The sequence below is a fragment of the Undibacterium sp. CCC3.4 genome, assembly GCF_034347425.1.
Classification (GTDB): Bacteria; Pseudomonadota; Gammaproteobacteria; order Burkholderiales; family Burkholderiaceae_D; genus Undibacterium.
The window spans coordinates 3,078,916-3,105,536 of sequence record NZ_CP133779.1; the positions used below are offsets into that span (position 1 = coordinate 3,078,916).

At 53.6% G+C, this 26,621-nt stretch carries 23 protein-coding genes and 5 tRNA genes; 25 read left to right on the plus strand and 3 right to left on the minus strand.

Annotated elements, in window-relative coordinates; genetic code table 11:
* The first annotated feature begins 100 nt into the window (after positions 1 to 100).
* Positions 101 to 1,111, plus strand: a complete 1,011-nt coding sequence (locus tag RHM61_RS13710; RefSeq protein ID WP_322247863.1) for an inorganic phosphate transporter — start codon at positions 101 to 103, stop codon at positions 1,109 to 1,111.
* A 37-nt stretch (positions 1,112 to 1,148) separates the two neighbouring features.
* Positions 1,149 to 1,406, plus strand: a complete 258-nt coding sequence (locus tag RHM61_RS13715) for a hypothetical protein (RefSeq protein WP_322247864.1) — start codon at positions 1,149 to 1,151, stop codon at positions 1,404 to 1,406.
* A gap of 187 nt (positions 1,407 to 1,593) precedes the next feature.
* Here the strand turns inward: RHM61_RS13715 and RHM61_RS13720 are convergent, their stop codons facing one another.
* From RHM61_RS13720 to RHM61_RS13730, 3 genes are all read right to left on the minus strand, one after another.
* On the minus strand, positions 1,594 to 2,352 hold the full coding sequence (locus RHM61_RS13720) for a LytTR family DNA-binding domain-containing protein (RefSeq protein WP_322247865.1): 759 nt from the start codon (positions 2,350 to 2,352) through the stop codon (positions 1,594 to 1,596).
* Between the two features lie 8 nt (positions 2,353 to 2,360).
* Positions 2,361 to 3,650, minus strand: a complete 1,290-nt coding sequence (locus RHM61_RS13725) for a sensor histidine kinase (protein ID WP_322247866.1) — start codon at positions 3,648 to 3,650, stop codon at positions 2,361 to 2,363.
* Between the two features lie 138 nt (positions 3,651 to 3,788).
* Positions 3,789 to 6,014 (minus strand): EAL domain-containing protein, encoded by a 2,226-nt coding sequence (locus tag RHM61_RS13730; RefSeq protein WP_322247867.1) that lies wholly within the window; start codon positions 6,012 to 6,014, stop codon positions 3,789 to 3,791.
* Between the two features lie 347 nt (positions 6,015 to 6,361).
* On the opposite strand from RHM61_RS13730, the gene aroC reads away from it, so the two are divergent.
* The 23 genes from aroC to RHM61_RS13845 all read left to right on the plus strand — a co-directional run bounded on the left by aroC (position 6,362) and on the right by RHM61_RS13845 (position 26,595).
* Entirely contained in the window at positions 6,362 to 7,459 is a 1,098-nt protein-coding gene (gene aroC / locus RHM61_RS13735) for a chorismate synthase (protein WP_322247868.1), read from the plus strand.
* A 246-nt stretch (positions 7,460 to 7,705) separates the two neighbouring features.
* Positions 7,706 to 9,106 carry a 3-isopropylmalate dehydratase large subunit gene (leuC, locus tag RHM61_RS13740; protein WP_322247869.1) on the plus strand — a complete coding sequence of 467 codons (1,401 nt, stop codon included), beginning with the start codon at positions 7,706 to 7,708 and terminating at the stop codon, positions 9,104 to 9,106.
* A gap of 55 nt (positions 9,107 to 9,161) precedes the next feature.
* Complete coding sequence (locus RHM61_RS13745; RefSeq protein WP_322247870.1) at positions 9,162 to 9,293, plus strand: entericidin A/B family lipoprotein; 132 nt, start codon at positions 9,162 to 9,164, stop codon at positions 9,291 to 9,293.
* A gap of 5 nt (positions 9,294 to 9,298) precedes the next feature.
* On the plus strand, positions 9,299 to 9,946 hold the full coding sequence (gene leuD, locus RHM61_RS13750; protein ID WP_322247871.1) for a 3-isopropylmalate dehydratase small subunit: 648 nt from the start codon (positions 9,299 to 9,301) through the stop codon (positions 9,944 to 9,946).
* 20 nt (positions 9,947 to 9,966) lie between these two features.
* A complete protein-coding gene (gene leuB, locus RHM61_RS13755) occupies positions 9,967 to 11,040 on the plus strand; it encodes a 3-isopropylmalate dehydrogenase (RefSeq protein ID WP_322247872.1) in 1,074 nt (357 codons plus the stop codon).
* Positions 11,041 to 11,097: 57 nt separating this feature from the next.
* Positions 11,098 to 12,225: an aspartate-semialdehyde dehydrogenase gene (asd, locus tag RHM61_RS13760; protein WP_322247873.1), complete on the plus strand. Its 1,128-nt coding sequence runs from the start codon at positions 11,098 to 11,100 to the stop codon at positions 12,223 to 12,225.
* Between the two features lie 292 nt (positions 12,226 to 12,517).
* Positions 12,518 to 15,181, plus strand: a complete 2,664-nt coding sequence (locus RHM61_RS13765) for a FimV/HubP family polar landmark protein (protein WP_322247874.1) — start codon at positions 12,518 to 12,520, stop codon at positions 15,179 to 15,181.
* 82 nt (positions 15,182 to 15,263) lie between these two features.
* Positions 15,264 to 16,076, plus strand: a complete 813-nt coding sequence (gene truA / locus RHM61_RS13770) for a tRNA pseudouridine(38-40) synthase TruA (RefSeq protein WP_322247875.1) — start codon at positions 15,264 to 15,266, stop codon at positions 16,074 to 16,076.
* Positions 16,077 to 16,374: 298 nt separating this feature from the next.
* On the plus strand, positions 16,375 to 18,168 hold the full coding sequence (lepA, locus tag RHM61_RS13775) for a translation elongation factor 4 (RefSeq protein WP_322247876.1): 1,794 nt from the start codon (positions 16,375 to 16,377) through the stop codon (positions 18,166 to 18,168).
* Positions 18,165 to 19,076: a signal peptidase I gene (lepB, locus tag RHM61_RS13780; RefSeq protein ID WP_322247877.1), complete on the plus strand. Its 912-nt coding sequence runs from the start codon at positions 18,165 to 18,167 to the stop codon at positions 19,074 to 19,076. Before lepA ends, lepB begins: the two co-directional genes overlap by 4 nt.
* Positions 19,077 to 19,098: 22 nt before the next feature.
* Positions 19,099 to 19,494, plus strand: coding sequence for a DUF4845 domain-containing protein (locus RHM61_RS13785; RefSeq protein ID WP_322247878.1), 396 nt, complete (start codon positions 19,099 to 19,101; stop codon positions 19,492 to 19,494).
* Positions 19,495 to 19,506: 12 nt separating this feature from the next.
* A complete protein-coding gene (gene rnc / locus RHM61_RS13790; RefSeq protein ID WP_322247879.1) occupies positions 19,507 to 20,361 on the plus strand; it encodes a ribonuclease III in 855 nt (284 codons plus the stop codon).
* Positions 20,362 to 20,369: 8 nt separating this feature from the next.
* Entirely contained in the window at positions 20,370 to 21,272 is a 903-nt protein-coding gene (gene era, locus RHM61_RS13795; RefSeq protein WP_322247880.1) for a GTPase Era, read from the plus strand.
* Between the two features lie 8 nt (positions 21,273 to 21,280).
* Entirely contained in the window at positions 21,281 to 22,075 is a 795-nt protein-coding gene (gene recO, locus RHM61_RS13800; RefSeq protein WP_322247881.1) for a DNA repair protein RecO, read from the plus strand.
* Positions 22,072 to 22,800, plus strand: a complete 729-nt coding sequence (locus RHM61_RS13805) for a pyridoxine 5'-phosphate synthase (RefSeq protein WP_322247882.1) — start codon at positions 22,072 to 22,074, stop codon at positions 22,798 to 22,800. The genes recO and RHM61_RS13805 overlap by 4 nt, the downstream gene beginning before the upstream one ends.
* Positions 22,797 to 23,228 carry a holo-ACP synthase gene (acpS, locus tag RHM61_RS13810; protein WP_322247883.1) on the plus strand — a complete coding sequence of 144 codons (432 nt, stop codon included), beginning with the start codon at positions 22,797 to 22,799 and terminating at the stop codon, positions 23,226 to 23,228. The genes RHM61_RS13805 and acpS overlap by 4 nt, the downstream gene beginning before the upstream one ends.
* Positions 23,225 to 25,135, plus strand: a complete 1,911-nt coding sequence (gene uvrC, locus RHM61_RS13815; RefSeq protein WP_322247884.1) for an excinuclease ABC subunit UvrC — start codon at positions 23,225 to 23,227, stop codon at positions 25,133 to 25,135. Before acpS ends, uvrC begins: the two co-directional genes overlap by 4 nt.
* 96 nt (positions 25,136 to 25,231) lie before the next feature.
* Positions 25,232 to 25,816 (plus strand): CDP-diacylglycerol--glycerol-3-phosphate 3-phosphatidyltransferase, encoded by a 585-nt coding sequence (pgsA, locus tag RHM61_RS13820; RefSeq protein WP_322247885.1) that lies wholly within the window; start codon positions 25,232 to 25,234, stop codon positions 25,814 to 25,816.
* A 49-nt stretch (positions 25,817 to 25,865) separates the two neighbouring features.
* Positions 25,866 to 25,941, plus strand: a tRNA-Gly gene (locus RHM61_RS13825).
* A gap of 78 nt (positions 25,942 to 26,019) precedes the next feature.
* Positions 26,020 to 26,095: transfer RNA gene (locus RHM61_RS13830), tRNA-Gly, on the plus strand.
* An 81-nt stretch (positions 26,096 to 26,176) separates the two neighbouring features.
* Positions 26,177 to 26,252, plus strand: a tRNA-Gly gene (locus tag RHM61_RS13835).
* Positions 26,253 to 26,351: 99 nt separating this feature from the next.
* Positions 26,352 to 26,425 (plus strand) — tRNA-Cys (locus RHM61_RS13840).
* Positions 26,426 to 26,502: 77 nt separating this feature from the next.
* Positions 26,503 to 26,595: transfer RNA gene (locus tag RHM61_RS13845), tRNA-Leu, on the plus strand.
* The last annotated feature ends 26 nt before the right edge of the window (positions 26,596 to 26,621 follow it).

A 26,621-nucleotide genomic window follows, 5' to 3' on the forward strand; every position in this document is an offset into this window, starting at 1 on the left:
AGGCGAGCGGTGCTCCACCTAGCCAGCGAATGATCAATGTGTTTGCCGCTACGCCGTTTATCGGGTCGGCGGTAACAGTATAAATAGTAGAGAGCATTTCATGCATACCATACAAATCAGCATTTACGTCGTCGCCGCGCTGGTGGTGCTGGCCTTGCTGTTTGATTTTATGAACGGCTTTCATGATGCCGCCAATGCCATCGCCACCGTCGTCTCGACCGGCGTTCTCAAACCGCAGACGGCAGTAGCCATGGCGGCTGTGTTTAATATCATCGCCATTTTCTTTTTTCAGCTTAAAGTCGCCTCCACCATCGGCAAAGGTACCATTGATCCGGCTATCATCGATCACTATGTGATTTTCGGCGCGCTCGTCGGTGCTGTATTCTGGAATTTAGTGACCTGGTACTTCGGTATTCCTTCTTCCTCTTCGCATGCTTTGATCGGTGGTTTGGTCGGTGCCGCGGTTGCCAAAGCTGGTACCGGTGCCTTGATTTCTTCCGGCTTGATGTGGACTATCAGTTTCATCGTGCTCTCGCCCTTGCTTGGGTATCTGTTGGGTTCGCTGATGATGCTGATTGTGTCTTGGCTGTTCGTGCGCTCGACGCCGGCCAAGGTGGATAAGTGGTTCCGGCGCTTGCAACTGGTATCGGCTTCGATGTACAGCCTCGGGCATGGTGGTAATGATGCACAGAAAACCATGGGGATAATCTGGATGCTGCTGATCGCCGGAGGCTATTCGAGTGCGCAGGATAGCATGCCGCCTTGGTGGGTGATTTTGTCATGCTATTCGGCGATCGGCTTCGGAACCTTGTTCGGTGGTTGGCGCATCGTCAAAACCATGGGGCAAAAGATCACTAAGCTCAAACCGGTAGGCGGCTTCTGTGCCGAAACCGGTGGTGCCATCACACTGTTTTTGGCGACGGCGCTCGGTGTACCGGTGTCGACCACGCATACCATTACCGGTGCCATCGTCGGCGTCGGTTCGGCGCAAAAAATGTCAGCCGTGCGCTGGGGGGTGGCTGGTAATATTGTTTGGGCTTGGATTTTGACGATACCGGCAGCGGCATTTGTTGCCGCCATCGCTTGGTGGATCGGTAAGCAGATTTTGTAAGTCAGTCGAACAACTAAATGGATCGTCGCAAGCGACGATGGAAAAGACTCTGGAAGGGGTTGGCATCCCTCCCATCGGGTCGCTCCTTCGTCGCTCACCGGCCAAAAGAGGCTGTCGCAAAAGCCTGATCATTACCCACAAGTCAGGTCGATTGCGCGCCCACCCATTCGCCCAATTCCTCATTGTCGCGCAGGCGGCAACCCAGTGGCGCGTACGCGCCCTTTATATCTGTGATATCTGTGCTGCTCAGGCGCAGCATGACGTGTTGATTGAACAGAAAAAAAAGTGCCCTTGATCGACCCTCCCACCCTGAAGGCACTAAGGTGCCACTCGATTCCTGCCTACGCAGGAATGACGAGGCGAGAGCACGGGGAGTGACATGTCTGCCGTTAGAGTAATGATACCGACTGAAAACCCTTTTGCGACAGCCTCTGAAGGCCGGGGTTTCAAACCCTAGTCAGATTTTTTTGCCTACTCATGGCTTACATCTGCTTGAACAGATGAACGTAGCTGCGTGATACTTCGAGTTTTTCAGTGGAACCCTTGATTTGCACCAGGTGCCGACCGCGCAGATCGCGCACCACACCGGCAATCGCTTTGGCATTCACCAAGGTCGAGCGGTGAATTTGCCAGAACAGCGCCGGATCGAGTTCTTCGCTCAGTTCGCGCACCGGTTTGCGGATCAGCGCTTCGTAGTTGGCCGTCTGCACCCGTGTATACTTTTCATCCGATTGAAAGAACAGGATTTCTTCCACCGCAATGAGGCGCAGTTCTTGGCCGATTGAGGCTTGTATCCATTGCAGGTGCTGCAGCGGTGCTGCCAAGCCGATTTGTTGCGCCAAGCGGCTCAGTAATTGACTCATGTCGGCCGGTTGCGCGCGTTCTTGCAGACGCATTTTGAGACGTTCGACGGTTTTTCCCAAGCGTTCGAGGTCGGCCGGTTTCAGTACGTAATCGACCGCGCCGTGGTCGAAGGCTTCAATCGCATACTGGTCGTAGGCGGTGATGAAGACGATGTGGGCGCGGTTGCCGATGGCTTGTGCCGCTTCGAGGCCGGTTTTCACCGGCATGCGGATGTCGAGGAAGATCAGGTCGGGCTGCCATTGTTCGACTTGGGTAATCGCTTCCTCGCCGTTTTTGGATTCGGCGACGATCTGAAGTTCCGGCCACACTTGTGCTAAGCGCGTCCGTAATTGCTCGCGCATCAGTCTTTCATCGTCGGCAATAATGGCAGTCGGCATGGTCTGGCTCACTTGGCTGGTTCGTAAGGAATTTCTATGGTCACGCACACACCGCTCGGTTGATTCGGCGTGATGATCATTTGCGCGCGGTCTTGGTATAACAGTTTCAAGCGTTCGCGAATATTTTGCAAGCCCAGGCCGGTACCGGTGCTCGGGACTGCGCCGAAACCGAGGCCGTTATCGCTGACGCTGACGCGTAATTTATGATCGGCCACTTCGGCGCGAAACACGATGGTGCCGCCGTCGGCCTTGCTTTCCAGTCCGTGCTTGATGGCGTTTTCCACCAGCGATTGCAGCATCATCGGCGGGAAGGCGGCGCTGCGCAAGCCGGTCGGCATGATCAAATCGACCGTCAGCCTTTCCTCCATCCGCATTTTCAGCAAATCGAGGTAAGAGCCTACCATGTCGGCTTCGCGGCCGAGGTTGGTAGTCGGGGCATTTTCGCGGATTTGGGGCAGCACTGCTCGCAGATAGCTGATCAAGCTGCGCTGCATCGCTGCCGCGCGCGGCGGGTCGGTGATGATCAAATGTTCGACCGAGGCCAGGGTGTTGAAGAGGAAATGCGGCTCGACTTGCGCTTGCATGGTTTGCATCTGTGCCTGACTGACTTGGCGCAGCAAGGCTTCACGTTCGGCGGCTTGGCCGGCGCTGCGCGCTTTCTCTTCGGCGCGCACTTTTCCACCCATCAGTATTTTCATGCCGAACAAGCAGAATACCAACAGCAAGACAAAGTTGGCAAACCACTTGGAGGAGGTTTTTTTGTAGCTGCGAACTTCTTCGTCGGCGGCATCGGCCACGGCACTTTTGAGGTCTTCGCCTAGCGCTTGCGCGACCTCGGGCGGCAGTTTGATATGGATGTCCGCATTGCTGGCGGCGGCAGGCAGGCTTGCGCTCGCCGTCGCTGGCGGCATTGGTGGTAGCGGTGTTGCGGGAGTATCGCTGCTGCTGGTACGGATACCATGCTCATCGATAGTAATCTGTTCGCCAGTCACGATGCCGCTGTGGTTTTTATGGATGCGTATGCCGGTGCTGTCGATCTCTACGCTGGTGTCGCTGTCACTGTTGTTCTTGATCGTGCTGTTCTTTTTGCTCGGGCGTGTGACGACGACGCTTTCTTCGGAAGTAAATAACAAATCCTGCAGGATCGCGCCGGCCAGCAGGGTGATCATGGCGAAAATAAAAAATTTCCACCATGATAATTTGGTGACCCAAGCAGCCGTTTTGTCGAAACTCAGGCTCAAGAATTGTTTAGTTTGTACAAAAAGGTCCTTGATCGTGTCAGTGGTGTGCGGATTCATGTGGTAACTCGTCTAATAAGTGAAGGAGGGCGCAGACGGAACTGTAAGTGAAATGCACGCAAGATCTGGTCGCAATGCGACAGTCGGTAGAAATCGACGGGCAGAATGGGTTGCCGTGGGTTTGGCTGGCGCGCCTGGTTACGGTCGCTGCGCTAACCAGGCATACAATTCTTGGCGCGGCAGCGGACGAGCGTAGAAATATCCTTGCGCCAAATGGCAGCCGAACGACAGCAGGGCTTCCGCTTGCATTTGATTTTCCACCCCTTCGGCGATGATCGCCAAGCCCAGGCTCTGACCCAATTGCACGATCATTTTAGCGATACTGCCTTGGTTGGCGTCTTTTTGGATTTCATTGACGAAGGCGCGGTCGATCTTGAGTTTGTCAACATGAAGTTTTTGCAAATGGCTGAGCGAAGAAAAACCGGTGCCGAAATCGTCGATCGAGACACTCACGCCGAGTTGCTTGATCTGGTGCAGAGTCTTGACCAGCAAATCGGGGTCGTTCATAGCCATTGATTCGGTGATTTCGAGTTCGATGAATTGCGGCGGTACTTGTGTGTCATGCAGGGCTTTTTGCAAGGTCTCCATGAACAAGGGGTGCGAAAACTGTGCCTGTGACACATTGATCGCCATTTGAAAGTCGGTATGACCAAGGCTGCGCAAGTGAACCAGTTCGGTGCAGGCGCTGCGTAATACCCATTCGCCGATATCGATGATGAGGCCGGAGTACTCGGCAATCGGAATGAACTGGTCGGGCGGGATAAACTTGCCATCATCGGTCTGCCAGCGCAGCAGTGCTTCTGCACCGAGGATTTTTCCAGTACTCATGTCAACCTGTGGTTGATACACGAGAAACAGTTTTTCATGTTCGAAGGCGGCCCGCAGCGCATGCATCAGCAATACCCGCTCACGAATGTCTACCCCCATATTGCGGGTAAAGTATTCGAAGCCACCGCGTTGGTGAGTTTTGGCGCGTTTGAGCGCGATATTGGTGTCTTTCAGTGCTTCTGAACCATCGCCATCATAATCGTCGAACTTGATCAGGCCGATGGTGGCGCTGAGTTGGACTTCTTGGTGGTCGACATCAAAGGGGGCGGTGAATAAGGCCAGAATTTTTTTCGGTGAGACCAGCTCAACATCGCCAAGCAGGGCGAAGGTATCGCTGCCAACCCGGGCAATTTGGCACAGACTGCCGAAATACTGTGACAGCCGCTGTGCCACCGCGACTAATAATAAGTCGCCGAACTGATGGCCGAGCGCATCGTTGGTTTCAGCGAAGTGATCGATATCGATCAGCGCTAAGGCGCTGCGGTTCTTTCTTGCTGAGGCCAGTGTCTCGTTGATGGTTTGCAGTAACTTCAGGCGATTGCACAGGCCGGTCAGTAAATCGTAGAAAGCATAATTGTGCAGGCGCGTGTTGAGAATGACATTATCGAGACCAATCGATACATTGCCGCAGAAAACCTCGAGCAAGCGCTGCTCCATATCATTGAGCGAGAGACCGGTTTCGAGATATAAACTGAAGTCTTCTTGCGCTACATTGTTGAAGTACAGTGCCGTGATGGTCGGCTGATAAATACTTTGGCGCGTGCTCAGCGACCGTGTGACGATATCGTGCGCTTGCTGGCAGTTTTGGCGCTTGAGTGGGGTATTGAGCAGGCTTGCAAACTGTGTGGTGGCCGCAATGATATGCAGCGCGTCGTCGGCCGATTGATTGTTGACCGGATGAGGGCGGGCGCAGATCAAGCCGGCAGCATCGAGCTTGAGTAGGTCGGTAATTTGGCTCAGTACCTCGACGGCAAACTCGTGCAGTCCGCGCGAGCCCATCAAGGTGTTGCTGGCGCTAACAATCAGTTCGAGGCCGCGCCGACTGTCATTGATGGCGCAAATTTGCTCGTAGGAGCGAATCGCTGAAGTCACTGCCGTGTACAGCTTGGTGCGCGTGAGTTCAGACTTGGTTTTGTAATCGTTGATGTCGTAATCGCGAATTGCATCGATTTCCGGTGCGTAGCCAGGCTGGCCGGTGCGCAGAATGATGCGCACATCAGCCAGTTGCAGGGTGCTGCGGATATAACTGACCAATTGCAGGCCGGCGTCCTCTTGCTCCATCACGACATCGAGCAAAATAATCGCGATGTCGGATTCTTTTTGCAGGATGTCGCGCGCTTCGGCGGCCGAATAGGCATGCAAAAAACTCAGTGGACGATGCTGGATTTCCAAACTGCCGAGCGCAAAGGTGGTCGCCGAGTGGACATCGGGATCATCGTCGATGATCATGATGCGCCAGCTCGCTTGATTTGCTGTCAAAAACTCATCATGCTCTGGTTCATCCAGAAAGACCAGATCATCTGCGGTAGAGTGCATCGGTGAGTTCATCTGAAGTACGGCTCCATGCTCGGCATATATTCGCTACGGATAGGGCGATTTGTTGGTAGTTTGGAAGGTGCTGCTTTTAACGCAGATTTAATCCCTCCCTCGTAGTGGAACTATGACACTAAACGGCGCGCCAGCCAAGCTGCATTGTTCCTTCTTTGCCAAGAAAAAGCAATCGTCACCACTTTGCGCGCGCCTGCCGCGCGCGCTGCGGCATTTGCGCCACAGCGCGCGGCGCGCATGCTTGGGGTATTTTGCTGTTGCAATCGATAGAAATGAAGCGATAAGGCTGTTAAAATGATTTTAATTTCGTTTTTAACCTTGATCGCAAAATTTATATGTCTGGCAATACTTTCGGAACCTTGTTTACCGTTACCACCTTCGGCGAGTCGCACGGTCCGGCCATCGGTTGTGTGATCGACGGCTGCCCGCCCGGCTTGGAATTATCAGAGGCGGACATCCAGCCCGAGCTCGACCGGCGGCGTCCCGGCACCTCGCGTCACGTGACCCAGCGCCAGGAGCCCGACACGGTAGAGATCCTGTCCGGCGTTTACCAAGGTAAAACTACCGGCACGCCGATTGCTTTATTGATAAGAAATCAAGATCAACGCAGTAAGGATTACGGCAATATCACTGAAACTTTCCGCCCCGGCCATGCCGACTTCACCTACTGGAATAAATACGGTATTCGTGATCCGCGCGGCGGCGGGCGCTCTTCGGCGCGACTGACGGCACCGGTGGTGGGAGCGGCGGCGATCGCCAAAAAATGGTTGGCGCAACAATTCGGCATCACGTTTCATGGCGGTATGCGTGAATTGGGTGAGCTGGCGATTCCATTTCAAGCTTGGTCGCATACCGCCGATAACCCGTTTTTTGCCCCTACTGGCGATGCCACCCTGATCGCTCGCTTGGAAGACTACATGGATGCACTGCGTAAGGATGGTGACTCGATCGGTGCCCGCATCGACGTGGTGGCCAGCGGTGTGCCGGTCGGTTGGGGGGAACCGATTTATGACAAGCTTGATGCCGAAATTGCGTATGCGATGATGGGTATCAATGCCGTCAAAGGGGTGGAAATCGGTGCCGGCTTCGCCAGCGTGGCGCAGCGTGGTTCTGAGCATGGTGATGAGCTGACACCGAGCGGTTTCATCGGTAATCACGCCGGCGGCATCCTCGGCGGCATCTCGACCGGTCAAGATATTACGGTCTCGATCGCCATCAAACCGACTTCGTCGATACGCACGCCGCGCAATTCTATTGATAAGAATGGTCAAGCGGTGGTGGTGGAAACCTTTGGTCGCCATGATCCTTGCGTCGGCATCCGTGCCACGCCGATTGCCGAAGCCATGCTGGCTTTGGTGTTGATCGATCACGCCTTGCGTCATCGGGCGCAGTGTGGCGATGTGCAGAGCACGCCATTCCCAGCGGCACACTGAGCTTTCTTGTTTCAAAATAATTCACGGTTATTTCGATTGTAATAAGCAAAAAACGAGTGAAAATTCGGCGCATTCTGCTAAAGCTGATTTTTCTCTCGCCTACGCGGGCCGCATTTTTGCCCCTCAGCGTGGTTTTGCGGCGCACAATTGTGGCATAATCAAAGACAAAAATTCGATTCAACTCGGGGTGGCGGACAGTTCTGGTCCGACCTGTGCACGCCGACCTCTCCTTGCAGGCTAGAGACTATGCTTAAAACGCTGTACGACAAATTGTGGGAATCGCATGTAGTGCATTCTGAAGAAGATGGCACGGCAATTCTGTATATCGACCGTCATTTGCTGCATGAAGTGACTAGTCCTCAAGCCTTCGATGGCCTCAAGCTGGCTGGGCGTCAGCCTTGGCGTTTGTCGGCCAATCTGATGGTGGCCGACCACAATGTACCGACTACCAATCGCATTAATGGTATCGACGATCCGACTTCGCGTCTGCAGGTGGAAACGCTCGACGCCAATGCCAAGCAATATGGTATGACGTATTTCGGCATGGCCGATAAACGCCAAGGCATCGTCCATGTGATCGGTCCTGAGCAGGGCGCGACCTTGCCTGGTATGACCGTGGTGTGCGGGGATTCGCATACCTCGACGCACGGGGCTTTCGCTTGCCTCGCGCATGGCATCGGTACTTCGGAAGTCGAACATGTGCTGGCGACGCAAACCTTGATTGCCAAAAAATCCAAAGCCATGCTGGTGCAGGTTGATGGGGTCTTGCCAGCTGGCGTAACGGCCAAAGATATCGTGCTGGCCATCATCGGCAAAATCGGCACGGCCGGTGGTACTGGTTATGCGATCGAATTTGCTGGCAGCAGCATCCGTGCGCTGTCTATGGAAGGTCGCATGACGGTCTGTAATATGGCGATCGAAGCCGGTGCACGCGCCGGTATGATTGCCGTCGACCAAATCACGATAGATTACGTCAAGGGTCGGCCATTGTCGCCGGTCGGACCGCACTGGGATCGCGCACTCGATTACTGGCGCACGCTGCACTCGGATGCCGGCGCGCGTTTTGATCTGGTGGTCACTCTCAATGCTGCCGAAATCAAGCCGCAAGTAACTTGGGGTACCTCGCCCGAAATGGTGGTGGCGATCGATAGCCGCATCCCTGACCCAGACTTGGAAAAAGACGAAGTCAAACGCGATGCCATCGAAAAAGCCTTGGCTTACATGGAATTGAAGCCGAATATGGCGATCACCGATATCCGCATCGATAAAGTGTTCATCGGTTCCTGCACCAATTCACGCATTGAAGATTTACGCGCCGCGGCGGCTGTGGTGCGCGGAAAATTCCGTGCTTCCAATGTCAAGTTGGCATTGGTGGTGCCTGGTTCCGGCTTGGTCAAAGATCAGGCTGAGCGTGAAGGTTTGGACCGGATTTTCCGTGACGCCGGCTTTGAATGGCGCGAACCAGGTTGCTCTATGTGCTTGGCCATGAATGCCGACCGACTCGAACCGGGTGAGCGTTGTGCCTCTACCTCGAATCGCAATTTCGAGGGACGTCAAGGGCAGGGCGGTCGCACCCATTTGGTGTCGCCGGCGATGGCAGCGGCGGCCGGTATTGCCGGTCACTTCGTCGACGTGCGCGCGCTGTAATCAACACAGTGGAATCAATGACCGTACTCCCGTTTGGGCGTGCAAGGGAAAAATGATGAAAAAATTCTATACCATACTGATTTGCCTGACTGGTTTGCTCGCCGTGAGTGCGTGTAATACCGTGCAAGGCATAGGCAAAGATGTCAAAAAAGCTGGCGAAGCCGTTGAAAGCGTCGGCAAGAAATAACGATCATGGAAAAATTTACTATACATAGCGGTTTGGTGGCACCGATGGATCGTGCTAATGTCGATACCGATGCCATTATTCCAAAACAATTTCTCAAGTCGATACTGCGTACCGGCTTTGGCCCGAACCTGTTCGATGAGTGGCGCTATCTCGATCACGGCGAACCCGGCATCGATAACAGTCGGCGTCCGCTGAACCCCGATTTCGTGCTCAATCAAGCGCGCTATCAAGGTGCCTCGATACTGTTGGCGCGCAAAAATTTCGGTTGCGGTTCCTCGCGTGAGCATGCACCGTGGGCGCTCGATCAGTATGGCTTTCGCTGCGTGATTGCGCCGAGTTTTGCCGATATTTTTTATAATAACTGCTTCAAAAATGGCTTGCTGCCTATCGTCTTGCCGGAAGCGCAGATCGATCGCTTATTCCATGATGTCAAAGCCTTTCCGGGCTTTCATCTGGTCGTCGATCTGGCGGCGCAAGTCGTTACCAGCAGCGATGGCAGTCTGGTCATGCCATTTGAAGTGGATGCTTTCCGTAAATTTTGCCTGCTCAATGGTCTCGATGAAATCGGTTTAACGCTGCGTCAAGCCGATAAAATTCGCGCCTTCGAAGAGCGCCACCTGGCGGCGCAACCATGGTTGGCCAACACGATTTAATAGAATAAAACGATAAAAATATGAAGATAGCAATCTTACCTGGCGACGGCATTGGACCGGAAATCGTTGAGCAAGCGGTACAAGTGCTCAATGCACTGGGCGAATCGTTCGAAATGGAAACCGCACCGGTCGGCGGTGCCGGCTACGAAGCTTCCGGGCATCCGCTGCCCGATGCCACGCTTAAATTGGCGCAAGATGCCGATGCCATTCTGTTTGGTGCCGTCGGTGACTGGAAATACGATACGTTGGACCGTCCGCTGCGGCCTGAGCAAGCGATACTTGGCTTGCGTAAACATTTGAAATTGTTTGCCAATCTGCGTCCGGCGATTTTGTATCCGGAACTCGCCGGTGCGTCTTCGCTCAAGCCTGAGGTGGTGTCGGGTCTCGATATTTTGATTATCCGCGAACTGACTGGTGACATCTATTTCGGTCAGCCGCGTGGTGTGCGCATCTGTCCGGATGGGCCGTTCAAAGGTGAGCGTGAGGGTTTTGATACCATGCGCTATGCTGAAAGTGAAATTCGGCGCATTGCGCATGTGGCCTTTCAAACCGCGCAAAAACGCAGCAAACGTCTGACCAGCGTCGACAAAGCCAATGTGCTCGAGACCTTCCAATTCTGGAAAGATATCGTTACCGATGTGCATCGCGAATATCCCGATGTGGCACTCGACCATATGTATGTCGACAATGCTGCCATGCAGTTGGTGCGCGCGCCGAAACGCTTTGATGTGATCGTTACCGGCAATATGTTCGGCGATATTCTGTCCGATCAAGCGGCGATGTTGACCGGCTCTATCGGCATGTTGCCATCGGCTTCACTCGACGCCAATAATAAAGGCTTGTATGAGCCTTCGCATGGCTCGGCACCTGATATCGCCGGCCAAGGCATCGCCAACCCTCTGGCGACGATTTTGTCGGCAGCGATGATGTTGCGCTACTCGCTCAATAAAGCCGAGCAAGCCGACCGCATAGAGCTGGCGGTAAAAAAAGTATTGGCACAGGGATTACGTACCGCCGATATCTACGAAGCCGGCACGACTCAGGTTGGCACGGCCGAAATGGGGCGCGCCGTGGTAGCTGCATTGGCGCAGTAATTACGGAATCGACAGGCACGATGGCGGGCAGGGACTTCCTGCATATTTTAGGGAAAAATGATGAAATTGGTGGGTTTGGTAGGTTGGCGTGGAATGGTGGGCTCGGTCCTGATGCAGCGTATGCAAGAGGAAGGGGACTTTGCTGATATTGAACCGGTATTCTTTTCTACTTCGAACAGCGGCGCAACTGCGCCGGCGATGGCAAAGAATGAAAAGACACTGAAAGACGCCAACGATATTACGGCGCTGAAAAAGTGCGACATCATTATTACCTGCCAAGGTGGTGACTATACCAATGAAATTTTCCCGCAATTGCGCGCGGCCGGTTGGAATGGCCATTGGATCGATGCTGCTTCGAGCTTGCGGATGAATGACGATGCCGTGATCGTGCTCGATCCGGTCAATTTGCCAGTGATTAAAGATGCGCTCGTCAAAGGGCAAAACAATTGGGTCGGTGGAAATTGTACCGTCAGTTGCATGCTCATGGGTGTAGGCGCCTTGTATAAGGCGGGCTTGGTTGAGTGGATGAGTACTCAGACTTACCAAGCGGCTTCCGGCGGTGGCGCGCAACATATGCGCGAATTGCTCACGCAATATGGCACCCTGTACAGCGAAGTACGTGCTTTGCTCGATGATCCACGCAGCGCGATTTTAGAAATCGATAGGCTGATCATTGCCAAGCAACGCTCTTTGACGGCAGCGGAAACGGCGAATTTCGGCGTACCACTCGGTGGTTCGCTGATTCCGTGGATCGATAAAGATCTCGGTGACGGCATGTCGAAAGAAGAATGGAAGGGCATGGCCGAAACCAATAAGATACTCGGGCTCGGTGCCGCCTACGGCAGCAGTGCGATTCCGGTCGATGGTTTTTGCATACGCATCGGTGCGATGCGCTGCCATAGTCAGGCGCTGACCTTCAAATTAAAGCAAGATGTGCCGCTGGCTGATATTGAAGCGATGATTGCTGCTGATAATGAATGGGTCAAAGTTGTTCCGAACACACGTCACGACAGTGTGCGTGATCTGACTCCCGTCGCCGTGACCGGCACCATGACGATACCGGTCGGTCGTATTCGTAAGCTGGCAATGGGCCCTGAATATGTCGGCGCGTTCACGGTCGGGGATCAATTGTTGTGGGGTGCGGCAGAACCCTTGCGTCGTATGTTGCGTATTCTGATCGACTGAGACAACGTGAATTTGTGTTGTGCGCGGTGAAAAAAAGGGGAGCTGTGGCTTCCCTTTTTTGCGCGAGTAATGAAAAATCCGCAAATAATTCGAGGAAAACCTCAGAATTGTTAAATGGCAACAACATTTAGGCAACTTCCCTCACTGCTAGGCTTCTTAATGTATTTACCATGGGGATAATTCGCGGTAAGCTTGCAGCGCAAACTGTGCGCGCTGATTAGATTGCAATCTGTTGCTGCGCTTGATTGTGTCGGTGCCTTTCCCCGCGGACTTTATTCGCCAAATTCCCAATATGTCTGACAAAATGTATAAACAAAAAAGAACATCTGTGATTTCTCTGGGACGCAAAGCTTTGAGCGTCGCGGTTGCCTCGACCTTGTTGCTGGCAGCCGGCGCGCAGGCGACCGGGCTCGGGCGTCTGACTGTTTTGTCAGCGCTGGGTCAGCCGCTCAATGCTGAAATAGAATTGACTGCACCGAATAAAGATGAAATTGACTCCCTGGCGCCTAAGCTGGCATCGGTCGAAGCGTTTCGTCAGGCGAATATTGAATTGAGTCCGAGCTTACAATCGCTGCGCTTTACCATTGTGGCGCGCGGAAACGGCTATGTGATCAAAGTCGCTTCTTCGCAAGCGATGAATGAGCCGTTCGTCGACATGTTATTGGAAATGACCTCATCGAACGGCAAGTTGTTACGTGAGTACACCTTCTTGCTGGATCCGGCTGAATTGCGCAACAGTCAATCGCCGCAAGTCAGTAATCCTGCCTTAGTCGCACAGAAAACAGCGAGTACGCCGACACCACTGGCGGCCCGTGCTGCGCCTGCTGGGTCTGCCGCGCCGGCTGCCATTGCGGCGGTGGCGGCCGAAGTAGCGGCCGAGATGGCAGCGAAAAAAAAACCGCAGACAGCGGCTAAGCCGGTCGGTGAATATACGGTCAAGTCTGGCGATACCTTGGGTAAGCTGGCTGCCAACTACAAGCCTGAGGGCGTCTCGCTCGATCAAATGTTAGTGAGTCTGTACCGCAGCAACCCACAAGCCTTCGCCGGTAAGAATATGAATCGCCTTAAGGTTGGGCAAATTCTGGCGCTGCCCGATGCCGATGCTATCCGTGCCGCCGATGGCCGTGCCGCGCGCGCGGTGGTGGTGGCGCATGCGAGCGACTTCAATGCCTATCGCCAGAAATTGGCTGATTCTGTGTCGCGTGCGCCGGCCTCGAAAGAGCTTGCCGCGACCAAGCAGAGTGCAACTGGCAGTATTACCAGTCAGGTCAAAGAATCGGCCGCGCCTGGTGCTGATTCGCCCGATAAACTGAAACTCTCCAAAGCGGCCCCGACGGCCGCTGCCAATGCGGGTAACGGCAAAAGTGCCGTGGATGAAGATAAAATTGCCAAAGACCGTGCTGCAGTCGATGCTGCTAATCGGGTCAAGGAGTTGGAAAAAAATGTAGGTAATTTGCAGCATTTGCTGGACTTGAAAAATCAAGACTTGGCGAATAAAGAGGCTGAAATCAGTGCCAAACAAGCGCAAGCGAAAGTCGATGCCAAAGCAGTATCAGCAAGCGTTACTGCGACTGCCGCTTCGGCAGCCGCAGTGACCGCTCCAGCAGCGGCCACATTGCCGGCAGTGGCGTCGGCTGTGGCTGCTGCGTCGGAGCCGGCGGCAGCCAGTGTTGCAGCGACCAGCAAACCGCGCCGCAAGATCGTCGCGCCACCGCCGCCACCGCCGGAAGTCAGCATTTGGGATGAATGGTCGGACTGGCTCATGCCGGGTGGTGCTGTGTTGCTCGCCGTATTGGCCGGCGCCGGGGTATGGTTGAATAACCGTAAGAAAAAACTGCAGCAATTTGAAGACAGTATTTTGACCGGTTCAAGCATGAAGGCGAACTCCATGTTCGGTTCGACCGGCGGTCAAAGTGTCGACACCAATAACAGCGTGTTCAATTCCAACTTTGCGCCGTCTGCCAGTCAGCTCGATGCCAATGAAGTGGATCCGGTCGCCGAAGCCGATGTGTACATTGCTTATGGCCGCGATTCTCAGGCGGAAGAAATTTTAAAAGAAGCCTTGCGTACGCAGCCTGATCGCCATGCGGTGCGGGTAAAATTGTTGGAAATTTATTTTGCTCGCAAAGATGCCAAATTGTTCGAACGTCTGGCCAGTGAACTGTATGGCATGACCAGTGGCGAAGGCGACGAATGGGCGCAAGCCGCCTCGATGGGGATTGTGCTTGAGCCGGGTAATCCTTTGTATGTCGGTGGTAAGGCGAAAACCGAACTCAATTATGGTGCTGCGCTCGGCTCGGCCACGCAGCCGCTGGAAGATTTGGATCCGGAAGCTTTGCTCGGTAATTCACTCTCGCGCGATATGCTCGATGCGATCAGTGTCATCGATACGGCCTCGCATGAAGAAGTCGCCGTCGACAATGGCCTCGACTTTGATCTTGGCATGGGTTTCGGTGATGCAGAAGTGCCGACCATTCCTGAGCCGGTAGTTCGTAAGGAAGAAGCGACCCCGGAAGTGCTGCCGGAAGTCGATTTTGGTACCATTGATTTTGATTTCAGTGAAGCGCCAACTGCGCCGCCGCTGCCATCGGTTGCCGCGGCCGCGCTGGAAGAGCCGGAATTCGGTCTGGCTGACAGCTTGAGTGCGGAGTTGCCAGAGATATTGCAGGAAAACGCGCCGGAACCGGCCCCGGTTGATTTGGCTTCACCGTTCGAATTTGATTTGTCCGGGATTGATCTCGATCTCGATACGCCGCTCGCTGTTGTGTCAGAGCCTGAAACGGCGGCAGTGGAGCAGCCGGAAAATGCGGAAATGTCGACCAAGCTTGATCTGGCCGTGGCCTACCATGAAATCGGCGATAAAGAAGGTGCGCGTGAATTGTTGGATGAAGTTCTCAAGGGTGGCAGCAGCAGCCAAAAAGAACGTGCCAACGGCATGCTTGCGCAAATGAGCTGATACGGAGACGTAATTCTGCGGGCACCTTATTTCAGGTGCCCGTTTTTGTTTTTTGAACGGATGAATGCTTGTGGAACGGCTTGTGAAACGATTGGTTTTAGGTGTGCAGTATGATGGTGCGGATTGGCATGGCTGGCAAACTCAGCCTGATGGTCACACCGTACAGGATGCATTGGAGCGTGCTTTGCAGCAGTTTTGCGGCGCGCCGGTGAGTACCGTCTGCGCCGGACGCACCGATGCCGGTGTGCATGGGCTAGAGCAAGTAGTGCACTTTGACAGCGATTTAAGGCGTGCACCGTATTCTTGGGTGAATGGCGTCAATGCCTTTTTGCCTGCCAGTATAGCTGTGCAATGGGCTAAAGAACTGCCGCTCGACCCCTTGTCGCAGGACAATTTTCATGCTCGTTTCAGCGCCAGGGCGCGTACTTATCATTATGTTTTATATAATGCGCGGATACGTAAGCCGATGTGGGTGGGCCGCGCCGGATGGGTGTTTCGGCCGCTCGAGGTCGAGCCTATGCGCGAGGCAGCGCGTCATTTGATCGGCGAACATGATTTTTCAGCCTTTCGTGCCGCCGCCTGTCAAGCGAAAACACCGGTCAAACATTTATACGATTTGCAAATCCGCCAGCAAGGAGAGTTGATTGTCTTCAGTTTGCGAGCCAGCGCTTTTCTTCATCACATGGTCAGGAATATCGTCGGCTCCTTGCTGGCGGTCGGACAGGGTAAGCATAGCCCAGAGTGGCTGGCAGAAGTCTTGCAGAGTCGCGACCGTAGCCTGGCAGCACCGACTTTCATGCCTGACGGCTTATATCTGGCAAAAATCGATTACGAAAAAAAATGGGAATTGCCACAAGCGGAGTCGGATAGCTTGCCTGATTTCTTGTCGCTTTAATCATTCATCTCTGCGTCAGCGATGATTTCTCGGTTTTCCCCTCTGAAATCCGGTAAAATGACGTTTTGCAAAACTCCGGACTAACGGTGTTTGCTTGGCGGCTGTTGCCTGTATCAGCGTGCTGTTACAGTGAAAAGCAGCGCCACGTAGCGTGTTTGTCGCCGCAGTAAGAACGCCAAAAACGGCGAAATCGCGTTGCTTGCGGCTCGCCGCGGCACGCCTTTTGACTCCCGTTACCATTGTCCGCCGGCATTTTTTAAGCCGGTCTTCGCCTCACCTTAGTAATTTTTAGTATTCAATGAAAAACATCCGCAATTTTTCTATTATTGCCCATATTGACCATGGCAAATCCACGCTGGCTGATCGCATCATTCAATTGTGTGGCGGCTTGTCCGATCGCGAAATGGAAGCGCAAGTCCTCGATTCGATGGATATCGAACGCGAACGCGGAATCACCATCAAAGCGCAAACCGCTGCGCTGCATTACAAGGCCAAAGACGGCCAGGTGTATAACCTCAATCTGATCGATACGCCCGGTCACGTCGATTTCAGTTATGAAGTCAGCCGCTCGCTGTCGGCCTGCGAAGGGGCTTTGTTAGTGGTGGATGCCTCACAAGGGGTGGAAGCGCAAACGGTGGCGAACTGCTATACGGCGATTGAATTGGGCGTTGAAGTCGTACCGGTGCTCAATAAAATTGATTTGCCCTCGGCCGATCCCGATAATGCCTGTGCCGAAATTGAAGAAGTGATCGGCATTGATGCCAGCGAAGCCGTACATTGCTCGGCCAAGACTGGTCTCGGCGTCATCGATGTGATCGAATCGCTGATCGCCAAAGTGCCGGCGCCGAGCGGTGATGTGACTGCGCCTTTGCAGGGTTTGATCGTCGATTCTTGGTTCGATAATTATGTCGGCGTGGTCATGCTGGTGCGTATCATGAATGGTACCTTGCGTCCTAAGGATAAAATCCTGTTCATGGCGACCGAAGCGCAGCATTTGGTTGAAAGTGTCGGTGTCTTTACGCCCAAGTCGGTGGGGCGCGATCATTTGTCGGCTGGTCAAGTTGGTTTTGTGATCGCCGGTATTAAAGAACTCAAGTCGGCCAAGGTCGGTGATACGATCACGGTCGCCAATCGTCCGGCCGCGGCGCCTTTGCCAGGCTTCCAGGAAGTGCAGCCGCAAGTGTTTGCCGGTTTGTTCCCGGTCGAAGCCAATCAGTATGATGCGCTGCGCGATTCGCTGGAAAAACTCAAGCTCAATGACGCGGCCCTGATGTATGAGCCGGAAGTGTCGCAAGCGCTTGGTTTCGGCTTCCGTTGTGGTTTCCTCGGCTTGTTGCACATGGAAATCGTGCAGGAACGTTTGGAACGTGAATTCGACATGGATCTCATCACCACGGCGCCAACGGTGATTTATGAAGTCGTGATGGCAGATGGTAGTATCTTGATGGTAGATAATCCATCGAAAATGCCAGAACCATCGAAAATCCAAGAAATTCGTGAACCTATCGTCACGGTCAATTTGTATATGCCGCAGGAATATGTCGGTTCGGTGATTACCTTGTGTACTTCCAAGCGTGGCGTACAGCTCGATATGAATTATCATGGTCGTCAGGTAAAACTGACCTATGAAATTCCTATGGCTGAAATTGTGCTCGATTTCTTTGATCGCCTCAAGTCCACCTCGCGCGGTTACGCCTCCATGGATTATGAATTCAAAGAATACCGCGCTGCCGATGTGGTGAAAGTCGATATGCTGATCAACGCTGAAAAAGTTGATGCGTTGGCAATTATTGTTCATCGCGCCAATAGTCACTATCGTGGTCGTGCCGTTGCTGCAAAAATGCGAGAATTGATTCCGCGTCAGATGTTCGATGTCGCGATTCAGGCCGCCATCGGTGCTAACATCATTTCACGTGAAAACGTGAAGGCTTTGCGTAAAAACGTCTTGGCAAAATGTTATGGTGGCGATATCAGCCGCAAACGCAAGTTATTGGAAAAACAAAAGGCAGGTAAGAAACGCATGAAGCAAGTCGGTTCTGTTGAGATACCGCAAGAAGCTTTCCTGGCAATTTTACAAGTGGATGAAAAATGAGTTTTCAATCGATTTTAGGCAATTTTGCATTGATTTTATTTGTGCTCACGATTGCTACCGGCATCATCTGGTTTCTTGATGTGTTTGTGTTGGCGAAACAGCGCCGCGCCGCGGCCGATTTGGCCTTGGCAGAATACGATGCACGCATCGCTAAGCTGACCGCCGAAGGCATCCGTGTGGAAGAAAACAAGCGCGCCGAAATCGCCGCGAGTATTTTGCGTCAACCGCTGTGGGTTGAGTATTCGGGCAGTTTTTTCCCCGTTATTGCTCTGGTGTTTTTCTTACGCTCGTTTTTGTACGAACCCTTCAAGATTCCTTCGAGCTCGATGTTGCCGACCTTGTATGTCGGTGATCTGATCTTGGTCAATAAATTCAATTATGGTATTCGTTTGCCGGTACTCAACAAGAAGGTCATCGAAATCGGCAATCCCCAGCGCGGCGACGTGATGGTGTTCAAGTACCCGGAAGATATCTCGGTCGATTACATTAAACGTGTCGTCGGTGTGCCCGGTGATACCGTCGTCTATAAAAATAAACGCTTGAGCATTAACGGCAACGAGCTCAGCTATCAGGCTTTGCCCGATTTTCTCGACGAAGAACGGCTCAGTTATTCCAAGCAATATGCGGAAAATCTGACCGGCGTCGAACACCGCATTCTCAATGATGAGCAGCGCCCATCCTTTGTCAGCGATCCGCATAATTTCCCGAAACGTGAAAATTGCAGTTACAACGCCGAAGGATTTTCTTGCGTCGTGCCGGAAAAGCAATATTTCATGATGGGTGATAATCGCGACAACAGTCTCGACAGTCGCTATTGGGGCTTTGTGCCCGATGAGAATATTGTCGGTAAAGCTTTCTTCATTTGGATGAATTTAGGGAATATCAAGCGTATCGGCGGTTTCCATTAATCCCCACTCGGAGCACACTTTCATGCATAATTTGGCCCCTACTCAGCTGCCTGCGCAGCGCGGCATTTCGCTCGTCGGCATGCTGTTGTCTATGGGCGTGTTGGTTCTCTTGGCTATTTTGGCAGCGAAAGTGGTGCCGACAGTGATAGAGTACAACTCCGTCAAGCGCGCTATCGTGGCTGCCAAAGCCGGTGCCAGCACGGCCAATGAAATCAAGCTTGCCTTTGATCGGCAAGCCGAAGTCGGCTACATCACCTCCATCAGCAGCAAAGATTTGAGCATCGATGCTAACGGTGGCGATGTGATTGTGAGCTTTTCGTATCAGAAAAAAATTCCTTTATTTGGACCGGCGAGCTTGTTGCTGGAATATCAAGGTACCACGGCGACTAATGGTGTTATTGCCAAAAAGCCAGAATAAGCAGATGCACGTATGAATCTTCAACTATTGCAAAATAGACTGGGGCACCAGTTCAGTCACCCCGCTTTATTGCAGCAGGCTTTAACGCACCGTAGTCATAGTGTGTTGCACAATGAACGCTTGGAATTTCTCGGCGATTCGATTTTAAACTGCGTGGTCGCATCAGTCTTGTTCGATAGTTTTGCCGATATCGATGAGGGTGATTTGTCACGGGTGCGGGCCAACTTGGTTAAGCAGCAATCTTTGTATGAAATTGCTCAGCGCATAGAATTGTCACAGTTTTTGCGCTTGGGCGAAGGCGAATTGAAGTCGGGCGGCTTTCGCCGGCCTTCGATTCTCGCCGATACGCTCGAAGCCTTGTTCGGTGCGGTGTTTCTCGATGCCGGTTTTGATGTCGCCAAAGAAGTGATCCGTTCTTTGTATGCGCCAGTATTGGAATCGGTCGATCCGACCACGCTCGGCAAAGATGCCAAAACTTTGCTGCAAGAATTTCTGCAAAGTAAAAAAATCGCGCTGCCGCAGTACAACGTCGTCGCCACCCATGGTGCGGCGCACAGCCAAGAATTCGAAATCGAATGCTTGGTACCCAAGCTTGACATTCAAGTGTTTGGTGCCGGCGGCAGTCGCCGTGCCGGTGAGCAAGCCGCCGCCAAGTTGGCACTTGAAACTGCGATGGCGGCGCTGGCGCGGATGCCGGCCGCGCGCAAAGCCAAGCCGCGTTCGGCACAATTGAAATTGGCCGGTATTGCCACCGCTCAATCGAATGGGGCGAGCCCATCCGAGAGCAAAAAATCGACAGCAAATGCTGATCTCGAACGGGGTGAGGCGCGTGCCGCCAGCCCTGGTCACCACCCTAAAACAGCGTGAGCAACCCCATGAATCCTATCGTAGACAATCCGGAATTTCGTTGCGGGTACATTGCCATCGTCGGCCGTCCGAATGTTGGTAAATCAACCTTGATGAACGCCTTGATCGGTGCCAAAGTCAGTATTACTTCGCGCAAGGCGCAAACCACGCGCCATCGTATTACCGGCATTCAAACCAAAGATCAGACCCAGTATATTTACGTTGATACCCCGGGTTTTCAGACGCGCCATGCCAATCCGCTCAACCGCACACTCAATCGCACGGTCACCACTACGCTCACGGCTTCCGACGCGATTCTGTTCCTGATCGAGGCGGGCACCTTCGGCGCGGCCGATCAGCAAGTCATCGATCTGCTGCCGAAAGACGTGCCATGTATTTTGGTCATCAATAAATCGGACCGCGTCAAAGATAAAGCCGTGATGATGCCGTTTGCGCAAAAAATTGCTGCCTTGTTTCCATTCGCAGCGATTGTGCCGGTATCGGCGACCTTGCGCTTCCAATTAGAAAATTTGGAAGGCGAGATTCGTCAATTTTTACCGCTCAACCCACCGGTTTTCGCCGAAGACGACATCACCGACCGTAGTGAAAAATTCCTCGCTACCGAAATCGTGCGCGAAAAATTATTCCGTTTCGTCGGCGACGAATTACCTTACACCAGCACAGTCTTGATCGAAAAGTTTGAGCAGGAAGGGAATCTGCGCCGTATTTTCATTGCCATTCTGGTCGATCGTGACGGTCATAAATCGATGGTTATCGGTAATAAGGGCGCACGTTTGAAAGATATCTCCTCGCAATCGCGCGTGGATATGGAAAAACTGTTCGGTGGCCCGGTTTATTTGGAAATTTGGGTCAAAGTCAAATCGGGTTGGGCCGATAACGAAGCCGGTCTGCGTGCCTACGGTTACGAGTAAGTCAAACCATGAGCGAGGCGGTCAGCGTCGTTGACAGTGCAGTCGCATCCGCGGCGCGCAAAGCCATACCGAAACGGCCGCCGAGCGTGCGCGAATTACGTGTGCATCAACAACCGGGTTTCGTGCTGCATTCTTGGCCGCACAAGGAAACCAGTCTCATCATCGACGTCTTGACACGCGACTACGGCCGTATCGCCTTAGTTGCGAAAGGTGCCAAGCGCCCCCATTCGCAATTGCGCAGCGTATTGCAAACTTTTCAGCCTTTGCAACTGAGTTGGACCGGTAAATCTGAATTACGTATCCTGACTGGTGCCGATTGGGTAGGCGGTATGTTGCCGCTGGAGAAGTCTGCGCTATTGTGCGGTTTTTACCTCAATGAATTGCTGGTGAAATTTCTGATGCGCGATGAAGCCCACGCTGCCTTGTTCGATCAGTATGTCGCCAGTCTCAATCAACTCGGCCATCAACAGGCTGCTCCCACGGTTTTGCGGCAGTTTGAGTTGGTCTTGTTGCGTGAATCCGGCTTGCTCAGTGACTTGAGTTTTTGCACGCACAGTCGGACCAGCGTGTTGGCTGAACAAAGTTATATAATTGATCCTGAACTCGGTGCGCGACCGGTGCGCATCGATGACGCCGCGCCTGTCGTGCTGGGTAAAACTTTACTCGATATGTGCGCCGCCGATTACAGCGATGCGCAGACGCGCTATCAAAGCAAAATGCTGATGCGCTTCTTACTCACCCATCATTTGCACGGCGCAGTTTTAAACACCCGACAAATTTTGATCGACTTACAGAATTTATGAATATTCATCAGCAGCGGCAAGTGATAGAGCTCGGTGTTTCTCTGCGCCCTTTGGTTCGACTTTGCCAGGCCGGCGAAATCGATACGGCGAGCTTGACTCAACTGGCTGGTTTGGCGGAGCAAGCTGGTGCTGATGCACTCAGTTATGCGCTCAGCTGTGCGATGGATGCCGTGCCACTGCAATTGCCGCAGCTCGCTATGCCTGTCACTACCTGGGTTGACATCGATGCCTGTGCCGCCTTGGATACCAATGCGCCACAGAAAATCATGCTGTGCGGTGCAAACACGGCAGCTCTCGATCTGCTGCAAGACTTGGCACGGGTACGTGCTTGCGTAGCTGGCTTGCAAGCTACTGGCAGGGTCGTCAGCTTACTGCTGGCACCAGACAGCGCGCAACTTCAGGCGGCCGCGGCCATCGGCATCGACAGGGTGATGCTGGCCACTCATGAGTACGCTGCTGCCACTAGTGCGGATGCGCTGGCAGTTGCACTCGATAGCTTGGCGGTTGCGCTGGCTGCCGGCATCCGCTGCGGTTTGCGGCTGCAGGCTGGCGGCGGTCTGACGTATACCAATGTTGTGGCACTGGCTGCCATGCCCGACCTGGAGCGGATAGAACTCGGCCGTGCTGTGTTTGCGCGTGCCCTCGTCAGTGGTTGGGAAGTGGCGGTACGTGATGCCAAGGCCGTGTTGGTGCGTGCCCGGGTGGCGGCGCGGGTCGCGCAATGATATACGGCATCGGTACTGACATCGTCGACGTCGCCCGTATCGAGCGCGCTTGGACGCGCCACGGTCAGCGCTTCGCCGAAAAAATACTCGGTGAGCAGGAGTTGCAGGTGTTTGCCGAACGTCAGGCACAAGCGGTCTTGCGCGGCGTCCTGTATCTGGCTACCCGGTTTGCTGCCAAGGAAGCGTTTTCCAAAGCCATCGGTACCGGCGTGCGCTGGCCGATGACACTGCAAAACATGCAAACCTTGCCGGCCGAGCATGGTCGTCCGGTGGTATTTGTCAGCGGCAGCTTGCAACAGTGGATGGCGGCACGCGGCCTGCGCGCACACATTTCGGTCAGTGATGAAATCGGTCAAGTAGTCGCCTTTGCCATTGTCGAACAAGACACGGCTGCGTGTGGCGGCGACAGCGCAGTGAGCTCGACATGACATCTGAGATACCCGCTGATATAGCGCCAAATTCTGAGCCCGATGTGGCCGTGATCTCGGTGGCCCGTCAACTGGTGCTCGACACCGTCGCCAAATTGCCGCATTTGCCCGGCGTGTACCGTTATTTTGATGATCAAGATCAGGTGCTGTATGTCGGTAAGGCGCGCGATTTAAAAAAACGCGTGACCACCTATTTTCTCAAAACCGTGTCGAGTCCGCGCATCGCCATGATGGTCGCAAAAATCGCCCGCTTGGAAACCACCGTGACACGCAGCGAAGCCGAAGCGTTGATCCTGGAAAATAATTTAATCAAGGCGCTGCGGCCGCGCTACAACATCTTGTTTCGCGATGATAAATCCTATCCGTATTTAAAAATCACCAACGAAACCACGCCGCGCATGACCTATTATCGCGGTGCCGTCGACCGCAAGCACCAGTATTTCGGGCCTTTCCCATCGGGCTGGGCGGTGAAAGAGTCGATGCAAATACTGCAGAAAGTATTCTTACTGCGCAGTTGTGAAGACAGTGTGTTTGCCAATCGCACACGACCCTGCTTGCTGCATCAAATTCAACGCTGCAGCGCCCCCTGTGTCGACCTCATCACACCGGAAGACTATCGCGAAGATGTTGGCCATGCCGCCGATTTTCTGCGTGGTCGTCAGCTCGAAGTGATGGCGACCTTAGAGCGGAAAATGCTCGCTTATGCCGAAGAGCTCAAATTTGAGCAGGCCGCGGCGATCCGCAATCAAATGTCGGCGCTCTCCAAGGTGCTGCATCAGCAAAGCATGGAAACCACCGGCAATGCCGATGTCGATATCATCGCCGTCATCGTCGAGGGCGGGCGCGCTTGTGTGAATTTGGCGATGATACGCGGTGGCCGCCACCTCGGCGATCGCGCGTATTTCCCCAGCCATGTTGACGATGCCCGCGTGACTGCCGAAGAGAGTATGGAAAGTGAAGTGATGGCGGCGTTTCTGGCGCAGCATTATGTCGATCAATTTATTCCGGCCACATTGGTGCTCAATATCGCCTTCGATGCGCCAGATTTAATGCTGGCCTTGAGCGAACAATGCGGGCATAAAATCTATCTGTCATTGCAGCCGCAAGAACAGCGCCGCATCTGGTTGGAGATGGCGCAAAAAGGTGCTGAGCTGGCGCTGGCGCGTTTATTGTCGGAGCAGGGCTCGCAACAAAGCCGCACGCGTGCCTTGGTCAGTATGCTTGAGCTGGAAATTGCCGAGCTCGATGAGTTGCGCGTCGAATGTTTCGACATCAGTCACATGCATGGCGAAGCCACTCAGGCCTCGTGCGTGGTGTATCAACATCATGCGATGCAAAGCGCCGAATACCGCCGCTACAACATCAAAGACATCACGCCCGGCGATGACTATGCTGCGATGCGTCAGGTACTGATGCGACGCTATGAGCGGATTCGGAATGCGGATGCCGACAGTGGCGCGCGTATGCCCGATGTAGTGCTGATCGATGGCGGCAAGGGCCAAGTTGAAATGGCACGCCAAGTATTCGTCGAGTTAGCGCTCGATATCAGCCTCATCGTCGGCGTCGCCAAAGGGGAAGGGCGCAAGGTCGGCCTGGAAACCCTGGTGTTCGTTGATGGGCGCGCAGAAAAAGAACTGGGCAAGGAATCGGCGGCGCTGATGCTGATCGCCCTGATTCGCGACGAAGCGCATCGCTTTGCCATCACCGGCATGCGCGCCAAACGCGATAAGGCGCGGCAATCCTCGCAACTCGAAGAAATCGATGGGGTCGGGGTGAAGCGGCGGCAAAAGCTGTTGGTGCGCTTCGGCGGCCTCAAGGGCGTGTCCGATGCCAGCGTTGAAGAATTGGCCAGCGTCGATGGTATATCGCAGCAATTGGCAGAAGAAATTTACAAGCGCTTACGTTAGCGAAATATAATTGAGCTTATCCGCCGCGAGAGATGCAGCAAACCAGCGCTGACTGCGGCCATGCTTTTCGATCACGATCACACAGAACAGACTGTCATGCCACTGAATTTCCCTATTTTACTGACCTGGTTGCGGGTTGCCCTCATTCCTCTGGTGGTGGGCGTGTTCTATCTGCCTGACAATTGGCTGACGCCGTTTGACAAGAGTTTGGCATCCACCATCGTGTTCGTGGTGGCGGCCATCACTGATTGGTTTGACGGTTTTTTGGCGCGGCGTTGGAACCAAACTTCCTCGTTCGGTGCCTTTCTCGATCCGGTGGCTGATAAGCTGATGGTGGCGGGGGCGCTGCTGGTGCTGGTGCAGCTTGATCGCGTTAATGCCGTGATCGCCTTCGTTATCATCGGCCGCGAGATCACCATCTCGGCGCTACGCGAATGGATGGCGCTGATCGGGGCATCCAAGTCGGTCGCTGTCAGTTCGCTGGGAAAAATCAAAACCACGGCGCAGATGGTGGCGATTCCCATGCTCTTGTATTACGATGATTTTTTCGGTGTCATTCATACTGCGTTGTTGGGATCGGTACTATTATTGGTGGCAGCGGTGTTGACGGTTTGGTCGATGTTTTATTATTTGCGCCGGGCGTGGCCGCTGATTAAAGAGTCAACCGAGAAACTCGACTAGCTCGCTTGACAGAATTCTAAAATCCTATATAATTCTGGTCTTCGTCGATGCGGGAATAGCTCAGTTGGTAGAGCGCAACCTTGCCAAGGTTGAGGTCGAGAGTTCGAGCCTCTTTTCCCGCTCCATTGTTTCAATATGACGAAAATTGGCAGCAGTAAAGTAGTGAATCATTGGCAACGATTGTAGTAATAGTAGGACCAAGCGCGGGAGTAGCTCAGTTGGTAGAGCGCAACCTTGCCAAGGTTGAGGTCGAGAGTTCGAGCCTCTTCTCCCGCTCCAGAATTTTGGAACGTCACAGCATTCGGCAGCAAGTGGCGAGCAGGCAAATAGAAGCACCGAAGTAGAAGCAATGCAGTACATGCGGGAGTAGCTCAGTTGGTAGAGCGCAACCTTGCCAAGGTTGAGGTCGAGAGTTCGAGCCTCTTCTCCCGCTCCAGATTCCAAAAGGGAAGCCGCGCTTCCCTTTTCAGTGAGAGTATAGTTGCACCGCATGCGTGTTACTGCTGTTTGAGCGGTGACGGTATCAGCAACCCTTGGCGGGGTAGCAAAGTGGTTATGCAGCGGCCTGCAAAGCCGTTTACGCCGGTTCGATCCCGACCCCCGCCTCCAGTATTAAAAAAGCGCTAGCCGGTGGTCAGCGCTTTTTTTTCCAGACAAACAGTGTAGACTGTCTGTTGATGTGATGGGCCCGAGTGGTGAAACAGGTAGACACATCGGACTTAAAATCCGCCGCTTCGTTCATAGCGGGCGTGCCGGTTCGATTCCGGCCTCGGGCACCAAAAGACGGAAAATGATTACATGTGGC

Excerpts from the sequence above, each read along its gene's own strand:
- era (WP_322247880.1), top strand. The coding sequence starts at position 20,370 with ATGAATCCTATCGTAGACAATCCGGAATTTCGTTGCGGGTACATTGCC.
- rnc (WP_322247879.1), top strand. The coding sequence starts at position 19,507 with ATGAATCTTCAACTATTGCAAAATAGACTGGGGCACCAGTTCAGTCAC.
- leuC (WP_322247869.1), top strand. The coding sequence starts at position 7,706 with ATGCTTAAAACGCTGTACGACAAATTGTGGGAATCGCATGTAGTGCAT.
- RHM61_RS13785 (WP_322247878.1), top strand. The coding sequence starts at position 19,099 with ATGCATAATTTGGCCCCTACTCAGCTGCCTGCGCAGCGCGGCATTTCG.
- RHM61_RS13715 (WP_322247864.1), top strand. The coding sequence starts at position 1,149 with ATGGAAAAGACTCTGGAAGGGGTTGGCATCCCTCCCATCGGGTCGCTC.
- RHM61_RS13730 (WP_322247867.1), bottom strand. The coding sequence starts at position 6,014 with ATGCACTCTACCGCAGATGATCTGGTCTTTCTGGATGAACCAGAGCAT.
- aroC (WP_322247868.1), top strand. The coding sequence starts at position 6,362 with ATGTCTGGCAATACTTTCGGAACCTTGTTTACCGTTACCACCTTCGGC.
- RHM61_RS13720 (WP_322247865.1), bottom strand. The coding sequence starts at position 2,352 with ATGCCGACTGCCATTATTGCCGACGATGAAAGACTGATGCGCGAGCAA.
- uvrC (WP_322247884.1), top strand. The coding sequence starts at position 23,225 with ATGACATCTGAGATACCCGCTGATATAGCGCCAAATTCTGAGCCCGAT.
- RHM61_RS13745 (WP_322247870.1), top strand. The coding sequence starts at position 9,162 with ATGAAAAAATTCTATACCATACTGATTTGCCTGACTGGTTTGCTCGCC.
- RHM61_RS13710 (WP_322247863.1), top strand. The coding sequence starts at position 101 with ATGCATACCATACAAATCAGCATTTACGTCGTCGCCGCGCTGGTGGTG.
- RHM61_RS13805 (WP_322247882.1), top strand. The coding sequence starts at position 22,072 with ATGAATATTCATCAGCAGCGGCAAGTGATAGAGCTCGGTGTTTCTCTG.
- pgsA (WP_322247885.1), top strand. The coding sequence starts at position 25,232 with ATGCCACTGAATTTCCCTATTTTACTGACCTGGTTGCGGGTTGCCCTC.
- recO (WP_322247881.1), top strand. The coding sequence starts at position 21,281 with ATGAGCGAGGCGGTCAGCGTCGTTGACAGTGCAGTCGCATCCGCGGCG.
- acpS (WP_322247883.1), top strand. The coding sequence starts at position 22,797 with ATGATATACGGCATCGGTACTGACATCGTCGACGTCGCCCGTATCGAG.
- lepB (WP_322247877.1), top strand. The coding sequence starts at position 18,165 with ATGAGTTTTCAATCGATTTTAGGCAATTTTGCATTGATTTTATTTGTG.
- leuB (WP_322247872.1), top strand. The coding sequence starts at position 9,967 with ATGAAGATAGCAATCTTACCTGGCGACGGCATTGGACCGGAAATCGTT.
- leuD (WP_322247871.1), top strand. The coding sequence starts at position 9,299 with ATGGAAAAATTTACTATACATAGCGGTTTGGTGGCACCGATGGATCGT.
- lepA (WP_322247876.1), top strand. The coding sequence starts at position 16,375 with ATGAAAAACATCCGCAATTTTTCTATTATTGCCCATATTGACCATGGC.
- asd (WP_322247873.1), top strand. The coding sequence starts at position 11,098 with ATGATGAAATTGGTGGGTTTGGTAGGTTGGCGTGGAATGGTGGGCTCG.
- RHM61_RS13725 (WP_322247866.1), bottom strand. The coding sequence starts at position 3,650 with ATGAATCCGCACACCACTGACACGATCAAGGACCTTTTTGTACAAACT.
- RHM61_RS13765 (WP_322247874.1), top strand. The coding sequence starts at position 12,518 with ATGTCTGACAAAATGTATAAACAAAAAAGAACATCTGTGATTTCTCTG.